Origin of the sequence: Arcobacter rhizosphaerae (genome assembly GCF_049472155.1) — a bacterium.
Taxonomy (GTDB): domain Bacteria; phylum Campylobacterota; class Campylobacteria; order Campylobacterales; family Arcobacteraceae; genus Arcobacter_B.
Window position 1 is genome coordinate 72,705 of the sequence record NZ_JBMOVW010000007.1, and the last position, 20,289, is coordinate 92,993.

A 20,289-nucleotide genomic window follows, 5' to 3' on the forward strand; every position below is an offset into this window, starting at 1 on the left:
AATGTTTTTTCAAAATCTACAAAAAATATTTTTACTTATAACTATTAGTGCAGCTGCGCTTTTAGTTTTTATTTGGTATAAAGATTATACTTTTTTTGAAAAACCCTTAGATAAAAGATATATACAACAAATAAAAATAAAACAAAAAGAACTTAAATATTTAGCAAAAATCAATTTTAATGTAATAAAAGACTTTCCAGTTATAGTATCAGATGATATGAATGATAATAGATTTGGTATGGCAGTATATGAAAAAAATGGCAGTATAAAAATATATTTAAATAAAAAAAGATTTAAAGAAAGTTCTAATTATATGATAAATGATGTTTTACCACATGAGTATGCTCATGCTATTATGTTTTTCTTAGGTGACTTTTCAAAAGAAAATTCAGGACATACAAAAAAATGGCAACTAATTTGTCAAAAACTAAATGGACTTAGATGTGAAAGATTTGTTAATCATAATGATATTTTGATTGAAAAAACAAGTATCTTTAATAACTAAGGCTCACGAAAAATACACTTTTTAAATATAAGATACACGTTAAAGGAAGAAGATGAAATTTTTATTACCAGTTCTACTACTAGCAAACCTTGCTTTTGCTAACTACTCTATAAAATTTAAAGGAATTACTTTAGGTGAGATAGAAAACTTTGACTCATTAAAAAAGAACTATTTAGAAGCAAAAGTAACAAATTCAATAGCAAGATTTTTACTTGGAAAAGACAAGTTTGTTTTTTATAACGAAGATTTTAATGGCATAAAAAATAAAGAAACTACAAAATATAAAAAAGATAATTATGCAATAATATATATATTAAAAAAAGCAATGGCAAATGATGTAAAAGCAGAAAAAATAGAAGTTAAAAAAGATAAGTTTATTACAGTTACGTATGATAAAAACTATAAATTTATTTATAATTCAAAAGGAAGAATAAAAAGTGAAGGTTTTTTGGAAATGAAAGACAATACTCTTTTAAAACTTATTGAAAATGTAAATGGTATTGAAATTTCAAAAAAACAATAATTTCTTTAACTTAACTCTTGACAAATGAATAAAAACATAGTATTATTTCGTCCTCATTAAAACGGCGGGGCGTAGCGCAGTCTGGTTAGCGCACCTGGTTTGGGACCAGGGGGCCGGAGGTTCGAATCCTCTCGCCCCGACCATCTTAATATTTATTAATTCATTGAACAATATCACATTATTTTTACTAATAAATAAAACATCTTTATGTTATAATAATTTAAATTTTAAAGAGGACTCTTAATGACATACTTAATAGTAGATGATTCTAAACTAGCAAGAAAAATGACAATAAAAAATCTTAAAGAAATAATAAATGAAGATTCTATTATTATTGAAGCAACTAATGGACAAGAAGCAATAGATTTATATAAACAAAATAAACCTGATATATGTTTTATGGATTTAACTATGCCAGTACTTGATGGATTTGAAGCAGCTAAAGCAATCACTGAATTTGATAAAAATTCAAAGATTATAATAGTTAGTGCAGATATTCAAGAACAAGCAATGCAAAAAGCAAAAGATAATGGTGCTTTAGGTTTTATAAAAAAACCAATTAATTTAAACAATCTAAAAAAAATGTTAGAAAGTCTTAATTTAACTAAATAATGAAATTAAACTATAAAACTATATAGTTTTTTCATTTTTACTAAAATATTTAACTATATAACAAGCTGTAATCCCAACTAAAAAAATACAAACAAATGAAACATAAATAATTTCCATGATTTCTCCTTTTGTGTATTATATAAAATAATTATAACAAGACAGTTACAAAAAAATTAAAAAAATTGTATATTTTTTATACTCATTTAAAACTATTTTTAAAACAAGCAAAATATTAAATATATATGAAACCCATTCAAAAGAACAAAATATTTTGTTAAAATAAGTAATTTAAAAAAGGAATAAATTATGATACTAAAAATAGTTATTTTTATTACACTTATATTTAGTTCAATATTTGCTAAGGAGAATACAATGAGCATATATGATTTTAAAGTAAAAGATATTAATGGAAAAGAAATATCAATGTCAAAATATAAAGACAAAGTTCTTCTAATAGTAAACGTAGCTAGCAAATGTGGTTTTACCTCTCAATATGAAGGTTTAGAAAAACTTCATGTAAAATATAAAAATCAAGACTTTATGGTATTAGGTTTTCCATCAAATCAGTTTGCAAACCAAGAACCAGGAACAAATGAAGAAATAAAAGAGTTTTGTACTTTAACTTTTGGTGTAAAATTTGATATGTTCTCAAAAATTGATGTAAATGGTGAAAATGAACATCCATTATACACTTACTTAAAAAATGAAGCTTCAGGAATTCTAGGTACACAAAGTATAAAATGGAACTTTACAAAGTTTTTAGTAGATAAAAATGGAAAAGTTATTGATAGATATGGTTCAACTACAGAACCTTTAGATATAGAACCTAAAATACAAGAATTGTTAAAAAAATAGTTTTTTTAATTTTATTTCGATATATTTCCATTTAAAAAAGGAAATATTATCGAAAGTTTTATAAGCCCTGTAATTGATTATCTAAAAATCATGTCAAACTGGGAAGCAATTGCTATGGGATTATCTATAGCTTATCTCTTACTAGCAATTAAACAAAGTTTATGGTGTTGGGTTGCTGCATTTTTTTCTACACTTATTTATTCAATAATATTTTTTGATGTATCACTTTTAATGGATAGTGCTTTAAATGTCTACTATTTAGTTATGGCTCTTTATGGTTGGTACTCTTGGAAATATGGAAATAAACTTAAAGAAAAAGAGCTAAAAGTAAGTAGTTTAGGTCTTAAAAAAAATATACTTATTATTATAGTTTTATCAATTATATCAACTATTTTAGGCTTTATAATGGCAAATTATACTAAGGCTGATTTTGCTTACATTGACTCTTTTACTACAGTCTTTGCTATATTTAGTACTTATATGCTAGCTAAAAAAATACTTGAAAACTGGATTTATTGGATAGTAATAGATGCTATTTCTATTTATATTTATATACAAAAAGAATTAAATCTAACAGCTATATTATTTGCTATTTATACAGCACTTGCATTTGTAGCATATTTAAATTGGAAAAAAGAGTATGAATTTACAAAAGCTTAAAAAATATAACTTTTTACAAAAGCAAGAATTTTTAGAACTAAAACTTTTAGAAAACCAAGGTGTATGTAATACAATCTATAAATTAAAAACATCAAAAAATACTTATTCAATAAGAGTTTTCAAAGATTTTCATAAAGATATTTCAACTAGAAATTTAGAATTTAAAATTCAAAATAAAGCCTACAAAAAAAACATAGCTGCAAAAGCATATATACTTGATAAAAAAAATGCTCTTATGATATGTGATTTTATAAAAGGCTTTCATAAAAATCAATTAGAAAATAAAGATATAAAAGCTATTGTAAAATCATTAAAAAAACTTCATAAAATAAAAATACCTATAAAGTCTTATAATCTTGAAAAAGACTTTAAAAACTATCAAAAACTTCTAAATGATAAAAAATCACAAATGCTTATCAAAGAAGCACAAAAGCAACTAAAAAAACTAAAAAAATATAAAAAAGATTTAGTAACTTGTCACCATGATTTAAACCAAAAAAATGTTTTATTCAATAAGAATAAAGCCTATTTTATAGATTGGGAATTTGCTTGTGTAAATGATAGATTTTTTGACTTAGCTGCTTTGAGTATGGAATATAAACTAAATAAAAAACAAGAACAAATTTTATTAAAATACTATTTTAATAAAATCAAAAAAAAGCACTTAAAAAAACTAAAAGCATATAAAATAATCTGTACAAATCTTTGGATTTTATGGTTTGAAGTTTTAAAAAAGTGATAACTGCCCTATTGGGCTTTCACTTTGCTTTTTCTCTTTAATTTCTTTAATACAAGAAGGTTTATCAAAATCTACTTTATTTACCTCATCTCTTACAATATGAAGCTTTAGCTTTTCACTTGGATAAATTTCAAAAAGTTTATTTATAGCTTTTAAATCATCACTTTTAAGCCATAAATCAAAATCCTTTTTTTCTAAAACAACAGGCATTCGATGATGAACTCTTGATAGTTTTTCATTTGCATCACAAGTAATAAGAGCAATAGTTACAATATTCATATTTAGTTCAGGTTCAAAATACTCATCCCAAATACCAGCCAAGGCCATATATGAGTTTTTGGCTTCACTTACAAAATAAGGTGTTTTTTCTTTATCTTCAACCTTCCATTCATAAAAACCATTTATTGGAATAATACATCTTCTAAATCTAAAAGAATCTCTAAAGGTTTTCTTTTCATATATGGTTTCACTTCTAGCATTTATATTCATAGATGACTTTGAGTTTGCCCAAGAAGGAAGATATCCAAAATGTGTATATAAATAGTTTCCATTATTTAAAAGAGCTGGAACAGGAATAGTTGGAGGAATATTATATCTTGCGTAAAGTTCATTTACTAAATCATTTTTGATTAGACTCTTTGCATCATTTTTAAACTCTCTATCATCAAAAATAGCTAATCTTCCTGGCAAATTTATTCCTTTTTTGATGAAATCTTAATAATATTTAACTGTAATTATACTTATTTGCTTATTTTAAATTCTATTTTAAGATAATAGAATATACTAAAAGAATAAAATAACTTTTTTAAGGCATTAAATGAAATTCATACTATTTATATCAATCATCTTACAATTTATTTTATTTGAAGCATTAAATGCAACTACAAAGGAGTATTCTAAAACATATAATGATGAAATTCTTATAGGTTTTTATGGAAGACCACATAGTAAGTCTTTAGGTATTTTAGGAGAAAATAATATTGATACATTAGTATTAAAAATGAAAGAAAAACAAGCTTATTATGAAAAAGAACTACATAATAATCTAAAAATAAAACTTGCTTTTCATATAATTCATTCTTTAGCAACAAAAGATGCAGGCAGAAGAAATGACTATCTTTTAAATATGAGTGAAAAAACTGTACTTAAATATATAAAAAGAGCAAAACAAGAGAACTTTGATGTTATTTTAGATGTTCAACTTGCTGTTAAAACACCTAAAGAAGCTATAAAACCTCTGTTAAAATATCTAAAATATAAAAATGTACATTTAGCCATTGATCCTGAATTTAGAATTCCAAAACATAGAAGATATCCACCTGGCAAATACGTAGGATATATAAAGGCAAAAGAATTAAACGAACTACAAGAATATGTAAGTGATTACTTAAAACAAAGTAGTATTAAAGAGCCAAAGAAAATAATCGTACACATGTTCCATAAAAGAATGCTAAGACAAAAAAATGAAGTAAAAAACTATGAAAACATAAAACTAATCTACAACATAGATGGACATGGACAAGCAGGAGTAAAGGTGAAAATCTATAATGCTCTATATGCAACAAAAGAAACAAATAAAGCGATTGGAGGTTTTAAAATCTTCTATAAAAATGATATAAAACCTTTAATGAGCCCAAGAAAAATACTTGGCTTTGAAAAAGTTGGGAGCCAAAAAATATTAACACAACCTTATTATATAAATTATCATTAAATGCTTTTTGATTAATTTAAATTTAATTAAACTTATAATTCTTGTAAAGCATTATTTGGATATTATTTCAAAATGCAATTAGAAGAAAAACTTAAACAACTCCCAAGTGATGCGGGGGTATATCAATACTTTGATAAAGATGGTCATTTACTTTATATTGGAAAAGCAAAGGTGCTTAAAAATAGAGTAAGATCATACTTTAAATTCACTCCTAAACTTATGCCCTCAAACAAGTTAGGGCCTAGAATCTACAAAATGATTACAGAGGTTGTATCACTTGAATGGATTGTTGTTCCAAATGAACATGATGCTTTGATTTTAGAAAACTCTTTAATTAAACAGTTAAAACCTAAATACAATATTTTACTTAGAGATGATAAAACTTATCCCTATATTATGGTTGATTACAATGAACTTTTTCCTAGACTTGAAATAACAAGAAAAGTATATAAAGGCAAAAATATTAAATATTTTGGACCTTACTCTACAGGCTCAAAAGATATGCTTGACTCTATTTATGAGATAGTTCCTCTTGTACAAAAAAAATCTTGTATTAAAGGAAAAGAAGCCTGTCTTTTCCATCAAATTAAAAAGTGTCATGCTCCTTGTGAAGGAAAAATTTCAACTTCTGAGTATGGCAAAATAGTTGAAGAAGCACTTGATTTTATCTACAATAAATCTAAACTTATCGCAAAACTAAATGAAAAAATGATGCAATACTCAGAAGAGTTTAGATTTGAAGAAGCTATGAAAATAAGAGATAGAATAAAAGCTATAGAAAAATCTCAAATAAAATCTGGAATGGATTTAGCAACAAATGAAGACTTAGACCTTTTTGCAATAAAAGCAGGAACAAAAAAAGCTGTTATTGTAAGAATGTTTATAAGAGATGGAAAATTAACCTCTTCTTCACATGATTTTATAAAACTTGATTTCTTAGAAGATAATACAAATATTGATTTAAGTGAAGCATATAAAAGAGCTATTATAAACTACTATGACAATGAAATTCCTCTTTTACCTAAAGAGATTCTTATAGCTCAAGAAGTAGATGATAAAGAAGAAATAGAAGAGTTTTTAAAAAATAGATTTGATAAAAATATTACTATTTCTAATCCTCAAAGAGGAAAGAAAAAAACACTTCTTGAAATAGCTTTAAATAACTGTGATGAATTATTAAGAATTGATTCATCAAGAAACCAAACTACTATTTATGATGAGTTAAAAAAGCTATTTAACCTACAAACTTTACCATATAGAGTTGAATCTTTTGATAACTCTCACATGATGGGTCAAGCTACTGTTGGAGCTATGGTTGTTTGGAATGAAGAGTTAAACTCTTTTGATAGAAAAGCCTTTAGACACTATAATCTTGAATCAAAAGATGAATACTCTCAAATGAGAGAAATGCTAATAAGAAGAGTTGAGAGTTTTGAAAAGAACCCTGCCCCTGATTTATGGGTTATTGATGGGGGAGAAACACTTTTAAAACTTGCTTTTGACATAGTTCAATCAGTTGGTGTAAACCTTGATATTATAGCAATAGCAAAAGAAAAAGTAGATGCAAAAGCCCACAGAGCAAAAGGTGCTGCAAAAGATATAATTCACTACAAAGATAGTGATGGAACAATAAGAAATATAAAACTAAAAACAAGCGATCAAAGACTTCAATTTGTACAAAGACAAAGGGATGAAGCCCATAGGTTTGTAATCAACTTCCATAAAAAACAAAAAAGAAAAGAAGATAAACAAATATCATTACTTCAAATAAAAGGCATAGGTGAAGCAAAAGTAAAAAAACTCCTTTTATATTTTGGAGAGTTTGAAAAAATCAAAAAAGCATCAATTATAGAGTTAAAAGAAGTTATAAATGAAAAAGATGCGAACTTAATATATAATTATTTTAAAGAAAATGAGGAATAGTATTGGCTAAAATTCAATTGAATAAAAATAACTTATTTCATAATTTAGAAATAATCAAAAATCAAGTAGGAAGTAAAGATAAAGTTGCAGTAGTACTAAAAGACAATGCTTATGGTCATGGTCTATTAGAGATAGCCACTATGGCAAAAGAGTTTGGGATAAAAAAAGCAGTGGTTAGAAACTATGAGGAAGCAATAAAAATAGAAAAATTATTTGACTATATATTAATCCTAGCTGAAAGTAATTTCCCTACTTATTCACACTCTTTTCACATAGCTTTAAACTCCCTAGAAAATATTAGTGATTTACCAAAAAATGCAAACGTTCATATAAAAGTTGATACAGGAATGCATAGAAATGGTATAAGTATAAATGAGCTAGAAGAGTGTATTCACCGATTGTGTAAGAAAAATGTAAATATTACAGGAGTTTTTACACATCATAGAAATGCAGATAGTTTAACTACTGAATTTTTTTGGCAAAATGAAAATTTTAAAGAAGTAAAGACAATAGTTAAAAGCCTATGTGAAGAACTTTCATTAAGTCTTCCTGCCTTCCATTCTTGTAACTCATCAGCCTTATTTAGAAATAACCACTTTGATGAAGATTTTGCTAGAGTTGGAATAGCCACTTATGGTTATATTGAAAATCAAAAACCTTTAAAAATACCAGCTTTAAAACCAGTTTTATCTCTTTGGGCGAATAAAATCTCAACTAGAAAAATAACAAAAGGTCAAGCTATTGGTTATGGGGGAACATATATAGCTAAAGAAGATATGATGGTTTCAACTTATGATTTAGGATACGGAGATGGTTTTTTAAGGCTTAATGAAAAGCATGAATACTTTACTCCTGAGGGGTATAAAATCTTAGGTAGAGTATCAATGGATAACTTATCTTTAAATTCACAAGATGAAGAAGTATGTATCTTTGAGGATGTAAAAGTTTTAGCTAATATTCACAATACAATTACTTATGAAATTACAACTACTTTAAATACTCAAATTCCAAGGTATATAGTATGAAAAGAATTCTTGTAGCTTTAAGTATATTATCAAACTTACTTTTTGCTACAACAAACCCATACTATAAAGAAGCTCTTAAATATTTAAATAAAGATATTGACAAAGCATATACTTTACTTTTACTCTCAAAAGAAAATGGCAACTTAGATGCTTATTACACTTTAGGAAAAATCTACTTATCAAAAAAAACAAAATACTATAATAAAATAAAAGCATACAATAGTTTTGTATATGCAGCAAATAAAGCCCATGCAAAATCACAGTTAATAGTAGGAAGACTTTTTTTACAAGGTGTAACTACAAAAAAAGATTATGAAAAAGCTATGTACTACTTCAAAGAAGCCTCAAAACAAAGAGAGTATAAAGCCAACTGCTATATTGCATATATGTATGCAAGTGGAAAAGGTGTATTTCCAAATTTTGGTAGAGCTCATATCTTTGCTAAAAAAGAGTATAAAAAAGGAAATAAACTTTGTAAAAAAGTTTGGAATGATTATAATTTAGATAAATATCCAAAAGATAAGGGTTGGAAAATTGGAGATTATAATAAACCTATAGAATAAAACTAACAACTAATATCTTTTAAAATATACTCTACTTTGTTTTCTTCTAAATAGTCTATAAAAAGTTGGAAATTTTTATCAACCTCATCTACATTATACCCAGCAAGAGATATTACAACTTTTCTTTTTTCACCTATTATTTTAGGTAAAGAAGCAAAATCAAGATTCTTTGGCATTTTTTTCATAATATCTATTAAATCGTTTTCACCAGATGAAGCAGTTAAAACTCTTCTATATTTAGCAATACTCTTTGGATATAATTTATCTAAAGCTTCTATTACCATATTTTGACTCATTGAAGGAAAACCAGGAGTAAAGAAAAATCTATCTTCTAAATAAAACCCTGGTACATCATTTACTATATTTTGAAGTAATTTTGCATTTGATGGTAAATATGACATATTTATTCTATGAGGATAAGCCTCTTCTTTAAATCTGTTTTCTATTTTCTTTTTAGATTCCTCATGAAATTCCATCTTTGATAAAGTAAAAGCCTTAGCAGCTGTTTGTCTAGTATAATCATCAGGTGTTGAGCCAATCCCACCAAAACAAAACATTACAGAGTTTTTATCTGCTTTTATAAGATTAAAGATATTTAACATTAATTCAGGATCATCTTCTATTACAAAAGAGGCTTTATGTTCCCAGCCTCTTTTTAAAAGTTGTTCATTTAAAAAAGAAAAATGAGCATCTTTTCTTCGCCCATTTAAAAGTTCAGTTCCTATAATAACTGAGTAAAAATTAACTTCTTTTTTCATTTATATATTATCTTTTCCTTCAAAGCTTTTCTCATTTGCATTTTCTACAATCTTGTTAGATAAAACAGAAGTATTAGAAGCAATACTATATGTTTGACTTGCAGCATTTGCTATTTCTTGAGTTTGTCTGTCTTGCATATTGATTGCATCATTAATTTGTTCAATTCCTGCTCTTTGCTCTTTAGAAGATGTTTCAACAGTTCTAATTAATTCAATTGTACTTAAAATATTCTTATTTAAATCTTCATAACCATGAATCATAGAATCAGCAATTTCTTTACCTTCAACAGCTTTTTCATTTGCATCTTCTACTAAATCTTTTATTTCTTTAGCAGCTTCTGCACTTCTTGCAGCTAAATTTCTTACTTCTTGAGCAACTACTGCAAAACCTTTTCCAGCTTCACCTGCTGTTGCTGCTTCTACAGCTGCATTTAATGATAAGATATTTGTTTGGAATGCTATTTGATCAATAATTGAAATTGATTCATTAATTAAACCAACTTTCTCATTTATCTCATCCATTGAATTTATAGTTTTATTTGCTAAATTTTGACCTTGTTGAGTAGAATCATTAAGTTTTGTAGCATATTTTGTCATTTGAGCTATTGATTCTGAATTATTCATAACATTACTTGTAATCTCTTCAAGAGAAGCAGCTGTTTCTTCCAATGAAGCTGCTGCTTTTGTCGAAGATTGATTTACAATATCAACATTTTCAAGTAAGACAACTGATGATTTATTTAATTCAACTCCAACTTTTTTACTATCTACTAACATCTGAGTTATTGAAGTACCTAAATTATTTACACCTGATGATAGTTTTTTCAGATGTGCTTTTAAATCTTTGTCATCAACTTTTGACATATAATTATAAGAAGCATATTGATCTAAAACATCTAAAATATTATCAATATTATGTTCTAAATTTGCAGCCATTTGATCTACTAATGTTGTCAATTCATTTAAAGCTTCATTTGTAGTATGAATATTTACTCTTTGAGTTAAATCTCCATGTTCAAACTCTCTTAAAACTTTAATTGTTTTATCAATAACATTTCTTTCTTCATCTATAGCTACTTTTGCTTTTTCAATGTTTTCATTTACTGCTTTTGCCATCACACCAATCTCACCTTGATTTGAATCATCAAGATGTTCAATATGATTAGTTTCTTTATTTACATATCTAAAGAATGATAATAAACCTTCTCTAAAATCATTTAATGAAGAAATTATTCCTTTTACAACAATAAAAGATAAACTAAATACTATAATTAAAGTAAGCATTGCTAAAGTAACAACTAGATTAAATTCATTACTTGCTTTATCATATTCAAGATCTAAAGACTTTATTAATTCTGTTGCTAAATAATCATCAATCTTCTTTAAAAGATTAATTTTTTTAGTAATTGTGTTAAACCAATATTCAGATTCAACACTAAATAAACTAGTACTTAATGTATTTAAAGCTTTTATTGCAGGGCCATCACTTACTTTAACTACTTTATCCAATTGTTTAACTGGAATATTTTCATTTACTGCTTTTACTACATTTGGTAAACCATTATAATATTTTGTAAATACTTTTTGTACATCATTAAGAAGTTCTATTTCTTTTTGAGTTACACCCTTTAAAGCTTTGTACTCTTGAATCTTTGACATTAAGCTATCATATTGTTTTTTGACTTTTACTTCATATTTTGAAGTACCTCTAATTACATAATTTTTAAAATTATGAATTAAACCACCATAACCTACAAGATTTTTCATAGATGAAACTATCTCATGCTTTTTTGTTGAATATAAAAGTACATTTCTAATAGCTTCAACTTCATCAACAGCTTCACCTTTTAAAGTATTCTTATAAAATTCTTTTGCATCAGAAGAAGCATATAATAAAAAGTTATTCATAAAAGAGTTTTGAGCAGCAATTAGATTATTCAATTTAATTTTCATTCCAGAAGCAAAACCATCTCTAGCAAGAGTATTTGAACCTACTGCCCGCTCTATACCTGCTCGCTCTTTACTTAATAAAAAGTTAGAATAAGCCACTAACTGTTTTGTTGTATCAGGTGAAGTTGAAACCTTTGATACTTCTGAAGCTATTGCTAAAAAAGTTGCATTCATATTTGTATAATATGCAATTGCATCTTTTGTTGAGATATTAAATGAAATTACAGAGTTTCTAATAGAATCAATTTTTTTTAATTGTTTCAGTGATGTATTTAAGGTTTGGGTCAAAGACGGAGAAATATCTATTTTATATTTTGCTAAAAAAACCTCTAATTCTTTAGTTTTTTTATCTGTAAGCTTTTTTTGTTTTGAAAGTATATCTTTAAATTTTTTTCCTTTACTTCCTAAAAAACCTGCTGTGGCACCTCTTTCTTTTTGTGTCTCATGTACTAGTGCTGAAACTTTTGTAGTTAAATGAACTGCAACATCTAACTTCTTATACTCTTGAAGTTTTTTATAATCAGAGTCAACTATTTTTGCTGTTAATAAAATCATTGAAATGATAGGTATTACCATAAGCATAATAACTTTATTTTTTATAGACATTTTCTTAAGCATACTATTTCCTCCCTCTTTCTTTTAATATTAAAAAATTATTTTAATATCTTGAAATAGTTATTTAAGTATATATTTTAGACAAAAGTAACTTGGATATATATAAGTTTTAAGAAAATTTAAAATTTTTTATAGAGATAAAAAAAGGAGTAAAATACTCCTTTTTTAGGTTGTTTTAGATTTTTGAAGAAATAAAAGTATCCATTTCAGAAACAATTTCTTCAATAGTTCCCTCTCCGCTAATTACTTTATATAAATCTCTTTTTTGATAGAACTCTTGAATCTCTTTTAAAGGTTCAGTATAAACTTTCATTCTATTTAAAAACACTTCTTCATTATCATCAGCTCTAACCACTTCATCATCAGCAGCTCTTCCTAAAACTCTTTTAAAAGCAGTGTCTTGAGATACTTCAACTTCTATAACACTTGATAATTCAACTTCTTTTTCTTTTTCTAAGTATTTATCAAGTTCTATCATTTGTTCATTAGATCTTGGATAACCATCTATAATTACAACTTTTGTTGGAGCATTTTTAATAGCGTCAACTATTGTTTCAATAGCAATATTAATAGGAACAATAAGCCCCTTTGAAATAAAAGAGTCTATTAGTTTTCCTCTTTGGCTTCCACTTTCAACCTCAGCTCTAAACATACCACCAGCTGAATAGTGAGTAATATCTTTATGTTTTTGTGCGATTAGTTCAGCATCAGTAGTTTTTCCAGAACCTGGAGCTCCAATGATTAAAAATAGTTTTTTCATATATTGATTTTCCTTGAGTATAATTAAGTATTTAATAATGAGATTTTATCGAAAATGTAATTAAATCAAAGGTAAAATACCTTGATTTAATTAAGAGCTACCCTTGCATTCCTGAACCAAACTCTCTTTTCTTTGTTCCACCATAGTGATTAAACTTATGCTTCTTAATAACAATCTCTTTTTGCTTCTCTTTTCTTCTTGGGTCTTTTTCTACGAAGATTTTCTTTTTTGTAAAAGGATCAAGTCCTGTATAGTACATTACTGCTGAGTATGTTCCAGGTGTTGGTGTAAATACCTGTGCTTGTTCTGGATTCATTTTAAGTTCATTTGTAGTGAAATCCTTAAGCTCTCTCATGTGTTTTTCTTCACATCCAGGATGTGCAGCGATTAAATAGTAAGTTAAGAACTGTTTTTTACCTGATTCTTTATTTAATCTATCATACATTTTTTTAAAATCAATAAGTGTTTGTTTCCCTGGTTTTCCCATGTGATGGAGTACTTCATCACTTGTATGCTCAGGTGCTACTTTCATTTGTCCTGAAATATGATGTTCAACCATCTCTTTTAAATACTCATAACCATGTTTTTTATCAGCTGTAATTAAATCATATCTAACCCCAGAAGCTACAAAGGCTTTTTTAATTCCTGGAATTTCTCTAATATCTTTTAAAAGCTTTATGTTTCTACTATGATCAACTTTCATAGTTCTACAAAGTCGTGTTGCATCTACACATCTTTTATTATCAACACAAGTTCCAAGCTTCATCTTCTTTTTACACTCATACCCATACATATTAGCAGTTGGACCTCCAACATCAGAAATAATACCTTTGAAGTCTTTCATTTTAGTAAAAGATTTTGCTTCTGCTAAGATATTTTTTTCACTTCTTGTTCTAATAGTTCTACCCTGATGAGCAGCAATAGCACAGAAGTTACACTCACCCCAACATCCATGGTGAGTCATAATTGAGAATTTGATAGTCTCTAAACACTTAACTTTACCATCTTTTTTGTGGAAAGGATGTGCATCTCTTTGATATGGAAAAGATGCGATTTTATCCATCTCTTCTTCTTCCATGTGGTCACTTGGAGGATTTTGGATTAGATATCTTGTATCAACTTTTTGATACAAACCTTTTGAATAAATAGGGTCATTGTTATCATAAAAATCTCTAAAAAGGTCAATATACTTTTCTTTATCATCTAAACACTCTTGATGAGATGGTATCTCTTTAAAGTTTTCATCGCTAGGTGCTTCTTTTGAAATATAGCAAAGTCCTCTGATATTTCTCGGATCACCACCTTGCCTTAAAGTATTTCCTAAATCAATAATAGCTTGCTCACCCATTCCATAAATCATATAGTCAGCTTTTGAATCAAATAAAATAGGTTTTCTTAATTTATTTGTCCAATAATCATAGTGAGTTAATCTTCTAAGACTAGCTTCAATTCCTCCAAGAACAACAGGAACTGTATTTTTAAAATGTCTTCTAATTAAATTTGTATAAACTAAAGTAGCTCTATCTGGTCTTTTATCATTTTTTCCACCAGGAGTATAGTCATCAGAATTTCTAAACTTTTTTGTTGCTGTATAGTTTGAAACCATTGAATCAATACTTCCTCCACTCACACCCCAAAAAAGTTTAGGTTCACCTAGTCTTTTAATATCAACATCAGAGTCAACATTAGGTTGCCCAATGATTCCAACTCTAAGTCCTATATCTTCTAAAATTCTTCCAACAACTGCTATTCCCATAAAAGGAGAATCAATATAGGCATCTCCTGTAATTAAAACAACATCTAGTTCATCCCAACCTCGCTCTTTCATTTCAGCTTTAGTAGTTGGTAAAAATTTATTTGGTTTATTATTATGACTCATTATATTTTCTTTTAAATTTATTTGTATTTATATTTTTCGTATTGTGCCACAATATGTTTTAACATATACTATAAAGGTTTATTGTTTGTTAAGTATTAGAAATAGAAATCAGTTGTAGAAAAATTACAAAAAAGTATAAAAACAAAATTCATGCAAATATTGTTTAGTCCAACATTTCAAAACCTTAAAATTGACTTAAATAATATTGTGCATTCATTGAGAAAATTTCTTATCAACTGTATCTAACATATCCTTAATAGCTTTTTCAAATTCATCAAAATCTTCACCTAACGTATCCCATAAAACTTTGTCATCTACTCCAAAATAATGATGAGTTAAAACATCTCTCATTTTTGCTATTTCACTCCATGGTATTTTAGGATATTTTCTTGTAAACTCTTTAGGTATATTCTTAACAGCTTCTCCAATATTCTCAAAAGCTTTTGCGACAGCATAAACTTTTTCTAAATTTTCAGTAAATTCATCATAAGTTATATTTTGTACAAACTTTCTAATGTTTTTACACTCATTAGCTATATCTTCAATATAAAGTTTGTAATCTCTATTGCTTTTAAACATAGCTAATATCTTTTTGAATATAACTTTTAACTTGAGGTTTTAATGTTTCCTCTCTTACTAGGTCAATTTTTTTATGAAAAAAATCTTCAAGTTGTTTAATAAGTTTAAGATACTTGAACATTGATAGTTTTTTATCTTTTTCAATTTTATATAAAATATCTATATCACTATTCTCATTTGCTTCATCTCTTGCAAAAGATCCAAATAGGCCGATAAATTGTATTCCAAAATGATTATAATAGTATTCTTGATTTGATTTTAGATAGTTTAAAATATCTTGTTTATGCATTGTTACATCTCCTCAAGATTTTGTAATTCTTTTTTATGTGTATATTGTATCAAATTTAGTTTCAGTAAATACTTTATTTCTAATAATTAAATTTCAATATCAGGCAGATTATTACTCATTAATTCATAAGTTTGATATTTTTTAAGACTATCAATTATTATAGTTAAAGGCTCTGAATAAATCTCAATAAAATCTTTTTCTCCTTTAAATCTAACTGGAAATGCAAGTTTTTCATGAGGTAGTTTAAATTCTGCATTAACTCCGTGTTTGTTACCTCTAGCATCTATTCTATACCAACCAAAGTTTTTAAGATAAACAGAATTTAAACCATGTAAAGAAAACTTATTTCCACTACCATCATCATTTATTGTTAATCTTTGATAAGAAAACCCACATGGAATATTGTTAGCACGTAATAATGCTGCAAGTAAATGACTTTTTGCATAACACCAACCAGTTTTATATTTTAATACATCACTTGCTTTTATAGTTGAAATATTATCTTTATTGTCTCCGGAATGATTTATTTTATCCCTTACATATTCAAAACAGTTTTTTGCTACTTCAATATCTGTAGTACAATCTTGTGACAACTGATTTGCTAGTATGTATACTTCTTGATTTGAGTAATTAATAATATCTGTTTCTTTTAAAAACTTTGTCATATATTAAAATCCCTTTTTTAATAATTAAGATATATTATATATAAACCAGCATAAAAACCAATAAATCATATATTAAAATATACTATATCTCAAAGTAGTAATAAACTCCTTAAATATATATTTTGATTTATCAATAGAGAGACAAAAACAATTACTCCAGCTAAACATTTCTAACAGTAAATATTAAACCACAAATTCCTAAACCCTATCAGTAAAGTTATCATCGATTTTTTTAATATCCAAAATCATAGCAACTTTTGATTCATTATTTTGAGTAATATCAACTAAACTTTGAACTAATGTTCCTGAACCTAAAAAGTGATTTTCAATATGTTGAATTGATGATTTTTTAACAACACTTATACTTTGAAGTGTTGTTACCATTATTCCAATACAGTGTTCAATATTGTCTTTATCATATTCAAATAAAATGATATTATTTAACTCTTCATCTTTTACATCTACATTTATAAAATCTCTTATATCTAAAACTGAAATTAATCTATCTTTATATAAAACCATACCTTTAAAAGGATTATTTTTATCCATATCAATAGCTTCTTCAAGCTCATCAATACTTATAGATTCTAAGACATTTTTTGCATCAACAGCTAAAAACTTATTTCCAATATTAAAAGTAGCAAGTTCAGTATAGTTTTCATCAAAACTCTTAGTCTCACTTTGATTTGTAAAAGTATTATTTTTATTAGATAAAAGTTTATTGGTATTATCAATATCTCCTATTTTTATAAAAACAAAGCATAAAACATCATTTTTATAGTCATCAACTCTACTTTTATACTCTCGATATCCTTGAGAACATCTAACACCAACAGCATAATAACAAGAATTATATTCTATAATTTCACTATATTTATGTCCATTCTCAATGTTAAAAAACTTATCTTCAATATCTAAAAACTCTTCTATTTTAAAGGCTTTATTTGTTGTAGAAATTATTTTTTTAGCTCTATTAGTAAATAATGCAAAAACTCCACTTTTATTTTTAGGAAGAGTCTCATCAAGCATTGCATGAAATTGAGGTTTTGAATCAAAAACTATAGCAATACCACCATTAATTAATTTCTCATTTCTATTAGATCTAATTGCTGCACAATATATATAAGTTGCATCATTTTCATATAAATTTGTTTTTTCAAATTTAGAGACAGTATATTTAGAAGTATCATCTAAATTAAGTGTTTTTTCTACCCATTCATAAGATAAAACCTTTCCAACTAAATACTCATCTTTTTCATTTGATACAGCTATTACCTTACCATCTTTATCAAAAATAAGTAAATTTGTATAAACTGTATATAAATCATTTATATACTTTAAAATTGCACTTATCTCGCCTTGTTTATGAGATATAGAATTCATATCATCTAAAGCCTCTCTAAAATAAGAAGTTAAAGCCCACCATCTACAGTCATTTGCTCTTTCATAAAGATTTCTATCCATAATATCAATTGCTAAGGAAGATAAAAATTCACTATCTTTTAAAATTGAAGTAATAATTGTTTGATTTAAGTTCTCTAAAGAAGAGTTTGCCTTAATCCCAGTAATTCCTATTTCATTTAATAAAGATTTTGAAAAACCTCTATTTGATGACTTTAATTTACTTTGAGCAATATTTCCATTCCATATTACTCGACTTAAATTATCTTGAATTGTTCTACTTTTATTAAATACCTCTTTTAACTCTTTTGAAAAATGTTCTTCATTTTCCATCATAGCTTCTATAATATTATCATCAGTATCAATAGGATTTAAATCATCACTTAAAAAAGCATACTCAATAGGTATCATTATATGTCCATACCATTTAAGTCCTTTAAACCCTTGATAACCATTTGTTTTACAAGTCTTTGCCACATAGTCTCTTCCAGCAAAGGAAACTATTTTATAAGGTTCATTTAGCACAATAGGAAGTTTTGAATCTAAAGGAATATACTCCTTATCACTTGAAGCAATAACATAACCCTCTTCATCTAAAATTGTTAATGCTTCTTTATTTTTTATATCAATTAAATTTTTAAAAATTCCCTTCATTTCATCTGTAAATCTGAAACATAAACATAATACTCCTAAATTTTCACTATTTGGATCATTTGTTTTAGTAACTTTATATGAATAAATTAGTGTCTTTTTATATTGAGGAATAAACTCATGATATTTATAAGTTTCTATATATTCATCATTTGAATTTAAAATTTTTTGAACAAAACTATTATCAATTTTATCTATTTTATTTGCTTCATCAAGTCTAGCTATTACTTTACCATTACAATTAGCCAAAACAATATCAAAATACACAGAATATTTAGCTACATACTCTTTAAATCTTTTTTGAATTTGTTTTTTTAATTCTAAACTTTCTTCATTATAATCAGATACATAAGATTGAATAAAGTTTCTAATATCATCATCCGTTGCTAAAAAGCCAATATCAGCTGTTCTTTCAAATAAATTTCTAATCACTATATCAATAGCAACTTGAGATTTGAAGTTCATCTCTGCTGTAACTTTTTTAATTGTCTCTTCACTTAAATGATTTAATAGCGTGGAAGTAAGATTTAAAAAGTTCTCTTTTGTTTTTCCAATATCAATATTAATATCTCCCAATTGCCCAAGAAGTGCAAATATATCCCATGATGAGCTTAATCTTCCTAACTCTTCTCTGTATTTGTCTACATCTTCTATATGTTTAATTATTGGATATAAATCTTTTTTGACATTAATACCTTTGTAATTGATAAGTTTCTTTGGCATAGTTATTCTCCCAATTTATATATACTAATTATACATACAATGGAAGAAATAATTTTTATTAGGGTGTATACTTTTTATATAGTTGTATAATTTTTTATAATTAATTAGATAATTTTTTTGATAAACTTTCTAAATTAAAGAAGAAAAGTTCTTCAAAAATATCATGTTTTTTTAAAGGAAGTTCAACTTTTGAAGCTAAAGATTTTACATAAGTATCAGTTTTTTTACCTTGTATTAAAATAGCTTTTATTTCATTGGTTTTAGTGAAACTTTCTAAATCTTTTAGAGTATCAGCTTTTATAATCTTTTTTTCTCGTTTATATAAGTTTAAACTAAACCTATTAGCAAAATAATCCCAATAGTCATCAAAAACATAAATATTATATATATCACTTTTATATAAATTAGCTCTTATATCTAAAAACAATTTATCAAGTTTAGTAAGTAATAACTCATAATTTCTTTTATAATGTTCTTTATTAATAGAATCTAACTGAATTAAAGCATTATATATATTTGAAGCAACTACTCTTAAAAGTAAAGGATCAGTCCAAATATAAGGGTTGATTTTACCATTTTTAAGTTCTAATTTTTTAATGCCTTTTGATAAATCAAAAACTTTTATTTGTGGATTTATTTCTTTAAACTTTGAAATATATGATTTTTCAATATCTAATCCAAAATGAAAATAAGCCCTAGTTTGAGCAAGTCTTGAAAGGTCTGAATATTTGAAATCTATAGGTTTATCAGTATAATATAAAGCTACTTTTTTAGCTCGAACATAGTTTTGAGCTATTTTTTTTATGAAAAACTCTTCTATTGGCATATAGACAGTTATTTGAAACTTACTAAATGCCAATAAAGGAAGAATTAGTAAAAAAAGAGTTTTTTTCACAATTCTTA

General features: G+C 26.1%; 20 protein-coding genes and 1 tRNA gene. 11 read left to right on the forward strand and 10 right to left on the reverse strand.

The features are described 5' to 3' along the window. Window position 1 precedes the first annotated feature (1 nt). From ACH5BH_RS11400 to ACH5BH_RS11430, 7 genes are all read left to right on the forward strand, one after another. Window positions 2-505 carry a SprT-like domain-containing protein gene (locus ACH5BH_RS11400; protein WP_404307047.1) on the forward strand — a complete coding sequence of 168 codons (504 nt, stop codon included), beginning with the start codon at window positions 2-4 and terminating at the stop codon, window positions 503-505. A 52-nt stretch (window positions 506-557) separates the two neighbouring features. Further along, window positions 558-1,028, forward strand: coding sequence for a hypothetical protein (locus tag ACH5BH_RS11405; RefSeq protein ID WP_404307049.1), 471 nt, complete (start codon window positions 558-560; stop codon window positions 1,026-1,028). A gap of 65 nt (window positions 1,029-1,093) precedes the next feature. Next, window positions 1,094-1,171 (forward strand) — tRNA-Pro (locus ACH5BH_RS11410). A gap of 100 nt (window positions 1,172-1,271) precedes the next feature. Continuing rightward, window positions 1,272-1,640, forward strand: a complete 369-nt coding sequence (locus ACH5BH_RS11415; RefSeq protein WP_404307051.1) for a response regulator — start codon at window positions 1,272-1,274, stop codon at window positions 1,638-1,640. A 372-nt stretch (window positions 1,641-2,012) separates the two neighbouring features. Beyond that, window positions 2,013-2,495 carry a glutathione peroxidase gene (locus ACH5BH_RS11420; RefSeq protein WP_423298441.1) on the forward strand — a complete coding sequence of 161 codons (483 nt, stop codon included), beginning with the start codon at window positions 2,013-2,015 and terminating at the stop codon, window positions 2,493-2,495. 90 nt (window positions 2,496-2,585) lie between these two features. After that, window positions 2,586-3,155 (forward strand): nicotinamide riboside transporter PnuC, encoded by a 570-nt coding sequence (gene pnuC, locus ACH5BH_RS11425; RefSeq protein ID WP_404307056.1) that lies wholly within the window; start codon window positions 2,586-2,588, stop codon window positions 3,153-3,155. Further along, window positions 3,136-3,894 carry a phosphotransferase gene (locus ACH5BH_RS11430; protein ID WP_423298442.1) on the forward strand — a complete coding sequence of 253 codons (759 nt, stop codon included), beginning with the start codon at window positions 3,136-3,138 and terminating at the stop codon, window positions 3,892-3,894. Before pnuC ends, ACH5BH_RS11430 begins: the two co-directional genes overlap by 20 nt. On the opposite strand, the gene ACH5BH_RS11435 is transcribed toward ACH5BH_RS11430, so the two are convergent. After that, window positions 3,883-4,584: an SOS response-associated peptidase gene (locus tag ACH5BH_RS11435; RefSeq protein ID WP_423298443.1), complete on the reverse strand. Its 702-nt coding sequence runs from the start codon at window positions 4,582-4,584 to the stop codon at window positions 3,883-3,885. The two genes, ACH5BH_RS11430 and ACH5BH_RS11435, sit on opposite strands and share 12 nt — an antisense overlap. A gap of 127 nt (window positions 4,585-4,711) precedes the next feature. Between ACH5BH_RS11435 and ACH5BH_RS11440 the strand changes: the two genes are divergently transcribed. The 4 genes from ACH5BH_RS11440 (at window position 4,712) to ACH5BH_RS11455 (ending at window position 9,116) form a co-directional block, all read left to right on the forward strand. Beyond that, window positions 4,712-5,605 (forward strand): hypothetical protein, encoded by an 894-nt coding sequence (locus ACH5BH_RS11440; protein ID WP_423298444.1) that lies wholly within the window; start codon window positions 4,712-4,714, stop codon window positions 5,603-5,605. 72 nt (window positions 5,606-5,677) lie between these two features. Beyond that, on the forward strand, window positions 5,678-7,528 hold the full coding sequence (uvrC, locus tag ACH5BH_RS11445) for an excinuclease ABC subunit UvrC (protein ID WP_404307064.1): 1,851 nt from the start codon (window positions 5,678-5,680) through the stop codon (window positions 7,526-7,528). Between the two features lie 2 nt (window positions 7,529-7,530). After that, entirely contained in the window at window positions 7,531-8,553 is a 1,023-nt protein-coding gene (locus ACH5BH_RS11450) for an alanine racemase (RefSeq protein WP_423298445.1), read from the forward strand. Continuing rightward, entirely contained in the window at window positions 8,550-9,116 is a 567-nt protein-coding gene (locus ACH5BH_RS11455) for a tetratricopeptide repeat protein (protein ID WP_423298446.1), read from the forward strand. The genes ACH5BH_RS11450 and ACH5BH_RS11455 overlap by 4 nt, the downstream gene beginning before the upstream one ends. A gap of 2 nt (window positions 9,117-9,118) precedes the next feature. On the opposite strand, the gene ACH5BH_RS11460 is transcribed toward ACH5BH_RS11455, so the two are convergent. From ACH5BH_RS11460 to ACH5BH_RS11500, 9 genes are all read right to left on the reverse strand, one after another. After that, window positions 9,119-9,874 carry a competence/damage-inducible protein A gene (locus ACH5BH_RS11460; protein ID WP_423298447.1) on the reverse strand — a complete coding sequence of 252 codons (756 nt, stop codon included), beginning with the start codon at window positions 9,872-9,874 and terminating at the stop codon, window positions 9,119-9,121. After that, window positions 9,875-12,442 carry a methyl-accepting chemotaxis protein gene (locus ACH5BH_RS11465; RefSeq protein ID WP_423298448.1) on the reverse strand — a complete coding sequence of 856 codons (2,568 nt, stop codon included), beginning with the start codon at window positions 12,440-12,442 and terminating at the stop codon, window positions 9,875-9,877. Between the two features lie 172 nt (window positions 12,443-12,614). Then, window positions 12,615-13,199 carry an adenylate kinase gene (locus ACH5BH_RS11470; RefSeq protein WP_404307072.1) on the reverse strand — a complete coding sequence of 195 codons (585 nt, stop codon included), beginning with the start codon at window positions 13,197-13,199 and terminating at the stop codon, window positions 12,615-12,617. A gap of 97 nt (window positions 13,200-13,296) precedes the next feature. After that, window positions 13,297-15,078 carry a YgiQ family radical SAM protein gene (locus ACH5BH_RS11475; RefSeq protein ID WP_423298449.1) on the reverse strand — a complete coding sequence of 594 codons (1,782 nt, stop codon included), beginning with the start codon at window positions 15,076-15,078 and terminating at the stop codon, window positions 13,297-13,299. Window positions 15,079-15,291: 213 nt separating this feature from the next. Continuing rightward, window positions 15,292-15,657, reverse strand: coding sequence for a HepT-like ribonuclease domain-containing protein (locus ACH5BH_RS11480; protein ID WP_423298450.1), 366 nt, complete (start codon window positions 15,655-15,657; stop codon window positions 15,292-15,294). After that, a complete protein-coding gene (locus tag ACH5BH_RS11485) occupies window positions 15,650-15,946 on the reverse strand; it encodes a nucleotidyltransferase family protein (protein ID WP_423298451.1) in 297 nt (98 codons plus the stop codon). The genes ACH5BH_RS11480 and ACH5BH_RS11485 overlap by 8 nt, the downstream gene beginning before the upstream one ends. An 86-nt stretch (window positions 15,947-16,032) precedes the next feature. Next, on the reverse strand, window positions 16,033-16,611 hold the full coding sequence (locus tag ACH5BH_RS11490; RefSeq protein WP_423298452.1) for a transglutaminase-like domain-containing protein: 579 nt from the start codon (window positions 16,609-16,611) through the stop codon (window positions 16,033-16,035). Window positions 16,612-16,809: 198 nt separating this feature from the next. Further along, the gene (locus ACH5BH_RS11495) at window positions 16,810-19,386 is read right to left on the reverse strand and encodes a chemotaxis protein CheW (protein ID WP_423298453.1); all 2,577 of its coding nucleotides are present in this window, start codon (window positions 19,384-19,386) and stop codon (window positions 16,810-16,812) included. A 100-nt stretch (window positions 19,387-19,486) separates the two neighbouring features. Beyond that, window positions 19,487-20,281 carry a metal ABC transporter solute-binding protein, Zn/Mn family gene (locus ACH5BH_RS11500; RefSeq protein ID WP_423298454.1) on the reverse strand — a complete coding sequence of 265 codons (795 nt, stop codon included), beginning with the start codon at window positions 20,279-20,281 and terminating at the stop codon, window positions 19,487-19,489. Window positions 20,282-20,289 lie beyond the last annotated feature (8 nt).

What these genes read in the sequence shown, in the direction of transcription:
- ACH5BH_RS11400 (WP_404307047.1), top strand. Translation starts at nt 2, where the DNA reads ATGTTTTTTCAAAATCTACAAAAAATATTTTTACTTATAACTATTAGT.
- ACH5BH_RS11405 (WP_404307049.1), top strand. Translation starts at nt 558, where the DNA reads ATGAAATTTTTATTACCAGTTCTACTACTAGCAAACCTTGCTTTTGCT.
- ACH5BH_RS11415 (WP_404307051.1), top strand. Translation starts at nt 1,272, where the DNA reads ATGACATACTTAATAGTAGATGATTCTAAACTAGCAAGAAAAATGACA.
- ACH5BH_RS11420 (WP_423298441.1), top strand. Translation starts at nt 2,013, where the DNA reads ATGAGCATATATGATTTTAAAGTAAAAGATATTAATGGAAAAGAAATA.
- pnuC (WP_404307056.1), top strand. Translation starts at nt 2,586, where the DNA reads ATGTCAAACTGGGAAGCAATTGCTATGGGATTATCTATAGCTTATCTC.
- ACH5BH_RS11430 (WP_423298442.1), top strand. Translation starts at nt 3,136, where the DNA reads ATGAATTTACAAAAGCTTAAAAAATATAACTTTTTACAAAAGCAAGAA.
- ACH5BH_RS11440 (WP_423298444.1), top strand. Translation starts at nt 4,712, where the DNA reads ATGAAATTCATACTATTTATATCAATCATCTTACAATTTATTTTATTT.
- uvrC (WP_404307064.1), top strand. Translation starts at nt 5,678, where the DNA reads ATGCAATTAGAAGAAAAACTTAAACAACTCCCAAGTGATGCGGGGGTA.
- ACH5BH_RS11455 (WP_423298446.1), top strand. Translation starts at nt 8,550, where the DNA reads ATGAAAAGAATTCTTGTAGCTTTAAGTATATTATCAAACTTACTTTTT.
- ACH5BH_RS11460 (WP_423298447.1), bottom strand. Translation starts at nt 9,874, where the DNA reads ATGAAAAAAGAAGTTAATTTTTACTCAGTTATTATAGGAACTGAACTT.
- ACH5BH_RS11465 (WP_423298448.1), bottom strand. Translation starts at nt 12,442, where the DNA reads ATGCTTAAGAAAATGTCTATAAAAAATAAAGTTATTATGCTTATGGTA.
- ACH5BH_RS11470 (WP_404307072.1), bottom strand. Translation starts at nt 13,199, where the DNA reads ATGAAAAAACTATTTTTAATCATTGGAGCTCCAGGTTCTGGAAAAACT.
- ACH5BH_RS11475 (WP_423298449.1), bottom strand. Translation starts at nt 15,078, where the DNA reads ATGAGTCATAATAATAAACCAAATAAATTTTTACCAACTACTAAAGCT.
- ACH5BH_RS11480 (WP_423298450.1), bottom strand. Translation starts at nt 15,657, where the DNA reads ATGTTTAAAAGCAATAGAGATTACAAACTTTATATTGAAGATATAGCT.
- ACH5BH_RS11485 (WP_423298451.1), bottom strand. Translation starts at nt 15,946, where the DNA reads ATGCATAAACAAGATATTTTAAACTATCTAAAATCAAATCAAGAATAC.
- ACH5BH_RS11490 (WP_423298452.1), bottom strand. Translation starts at nt 16,611, where the DNA reads ATGACAAAGTTTTTAAAAGAAACAGATATTATTAATTACTCAAATCAA.
- ACH5BH_RS11495 (WP_423298453.1), bottom strand. Translation starts at nt 19,386, where the DNA reads ATGCCAAAGAAACTTATCAATTACAAAGGTATTAATGTCAAAAAAGAT.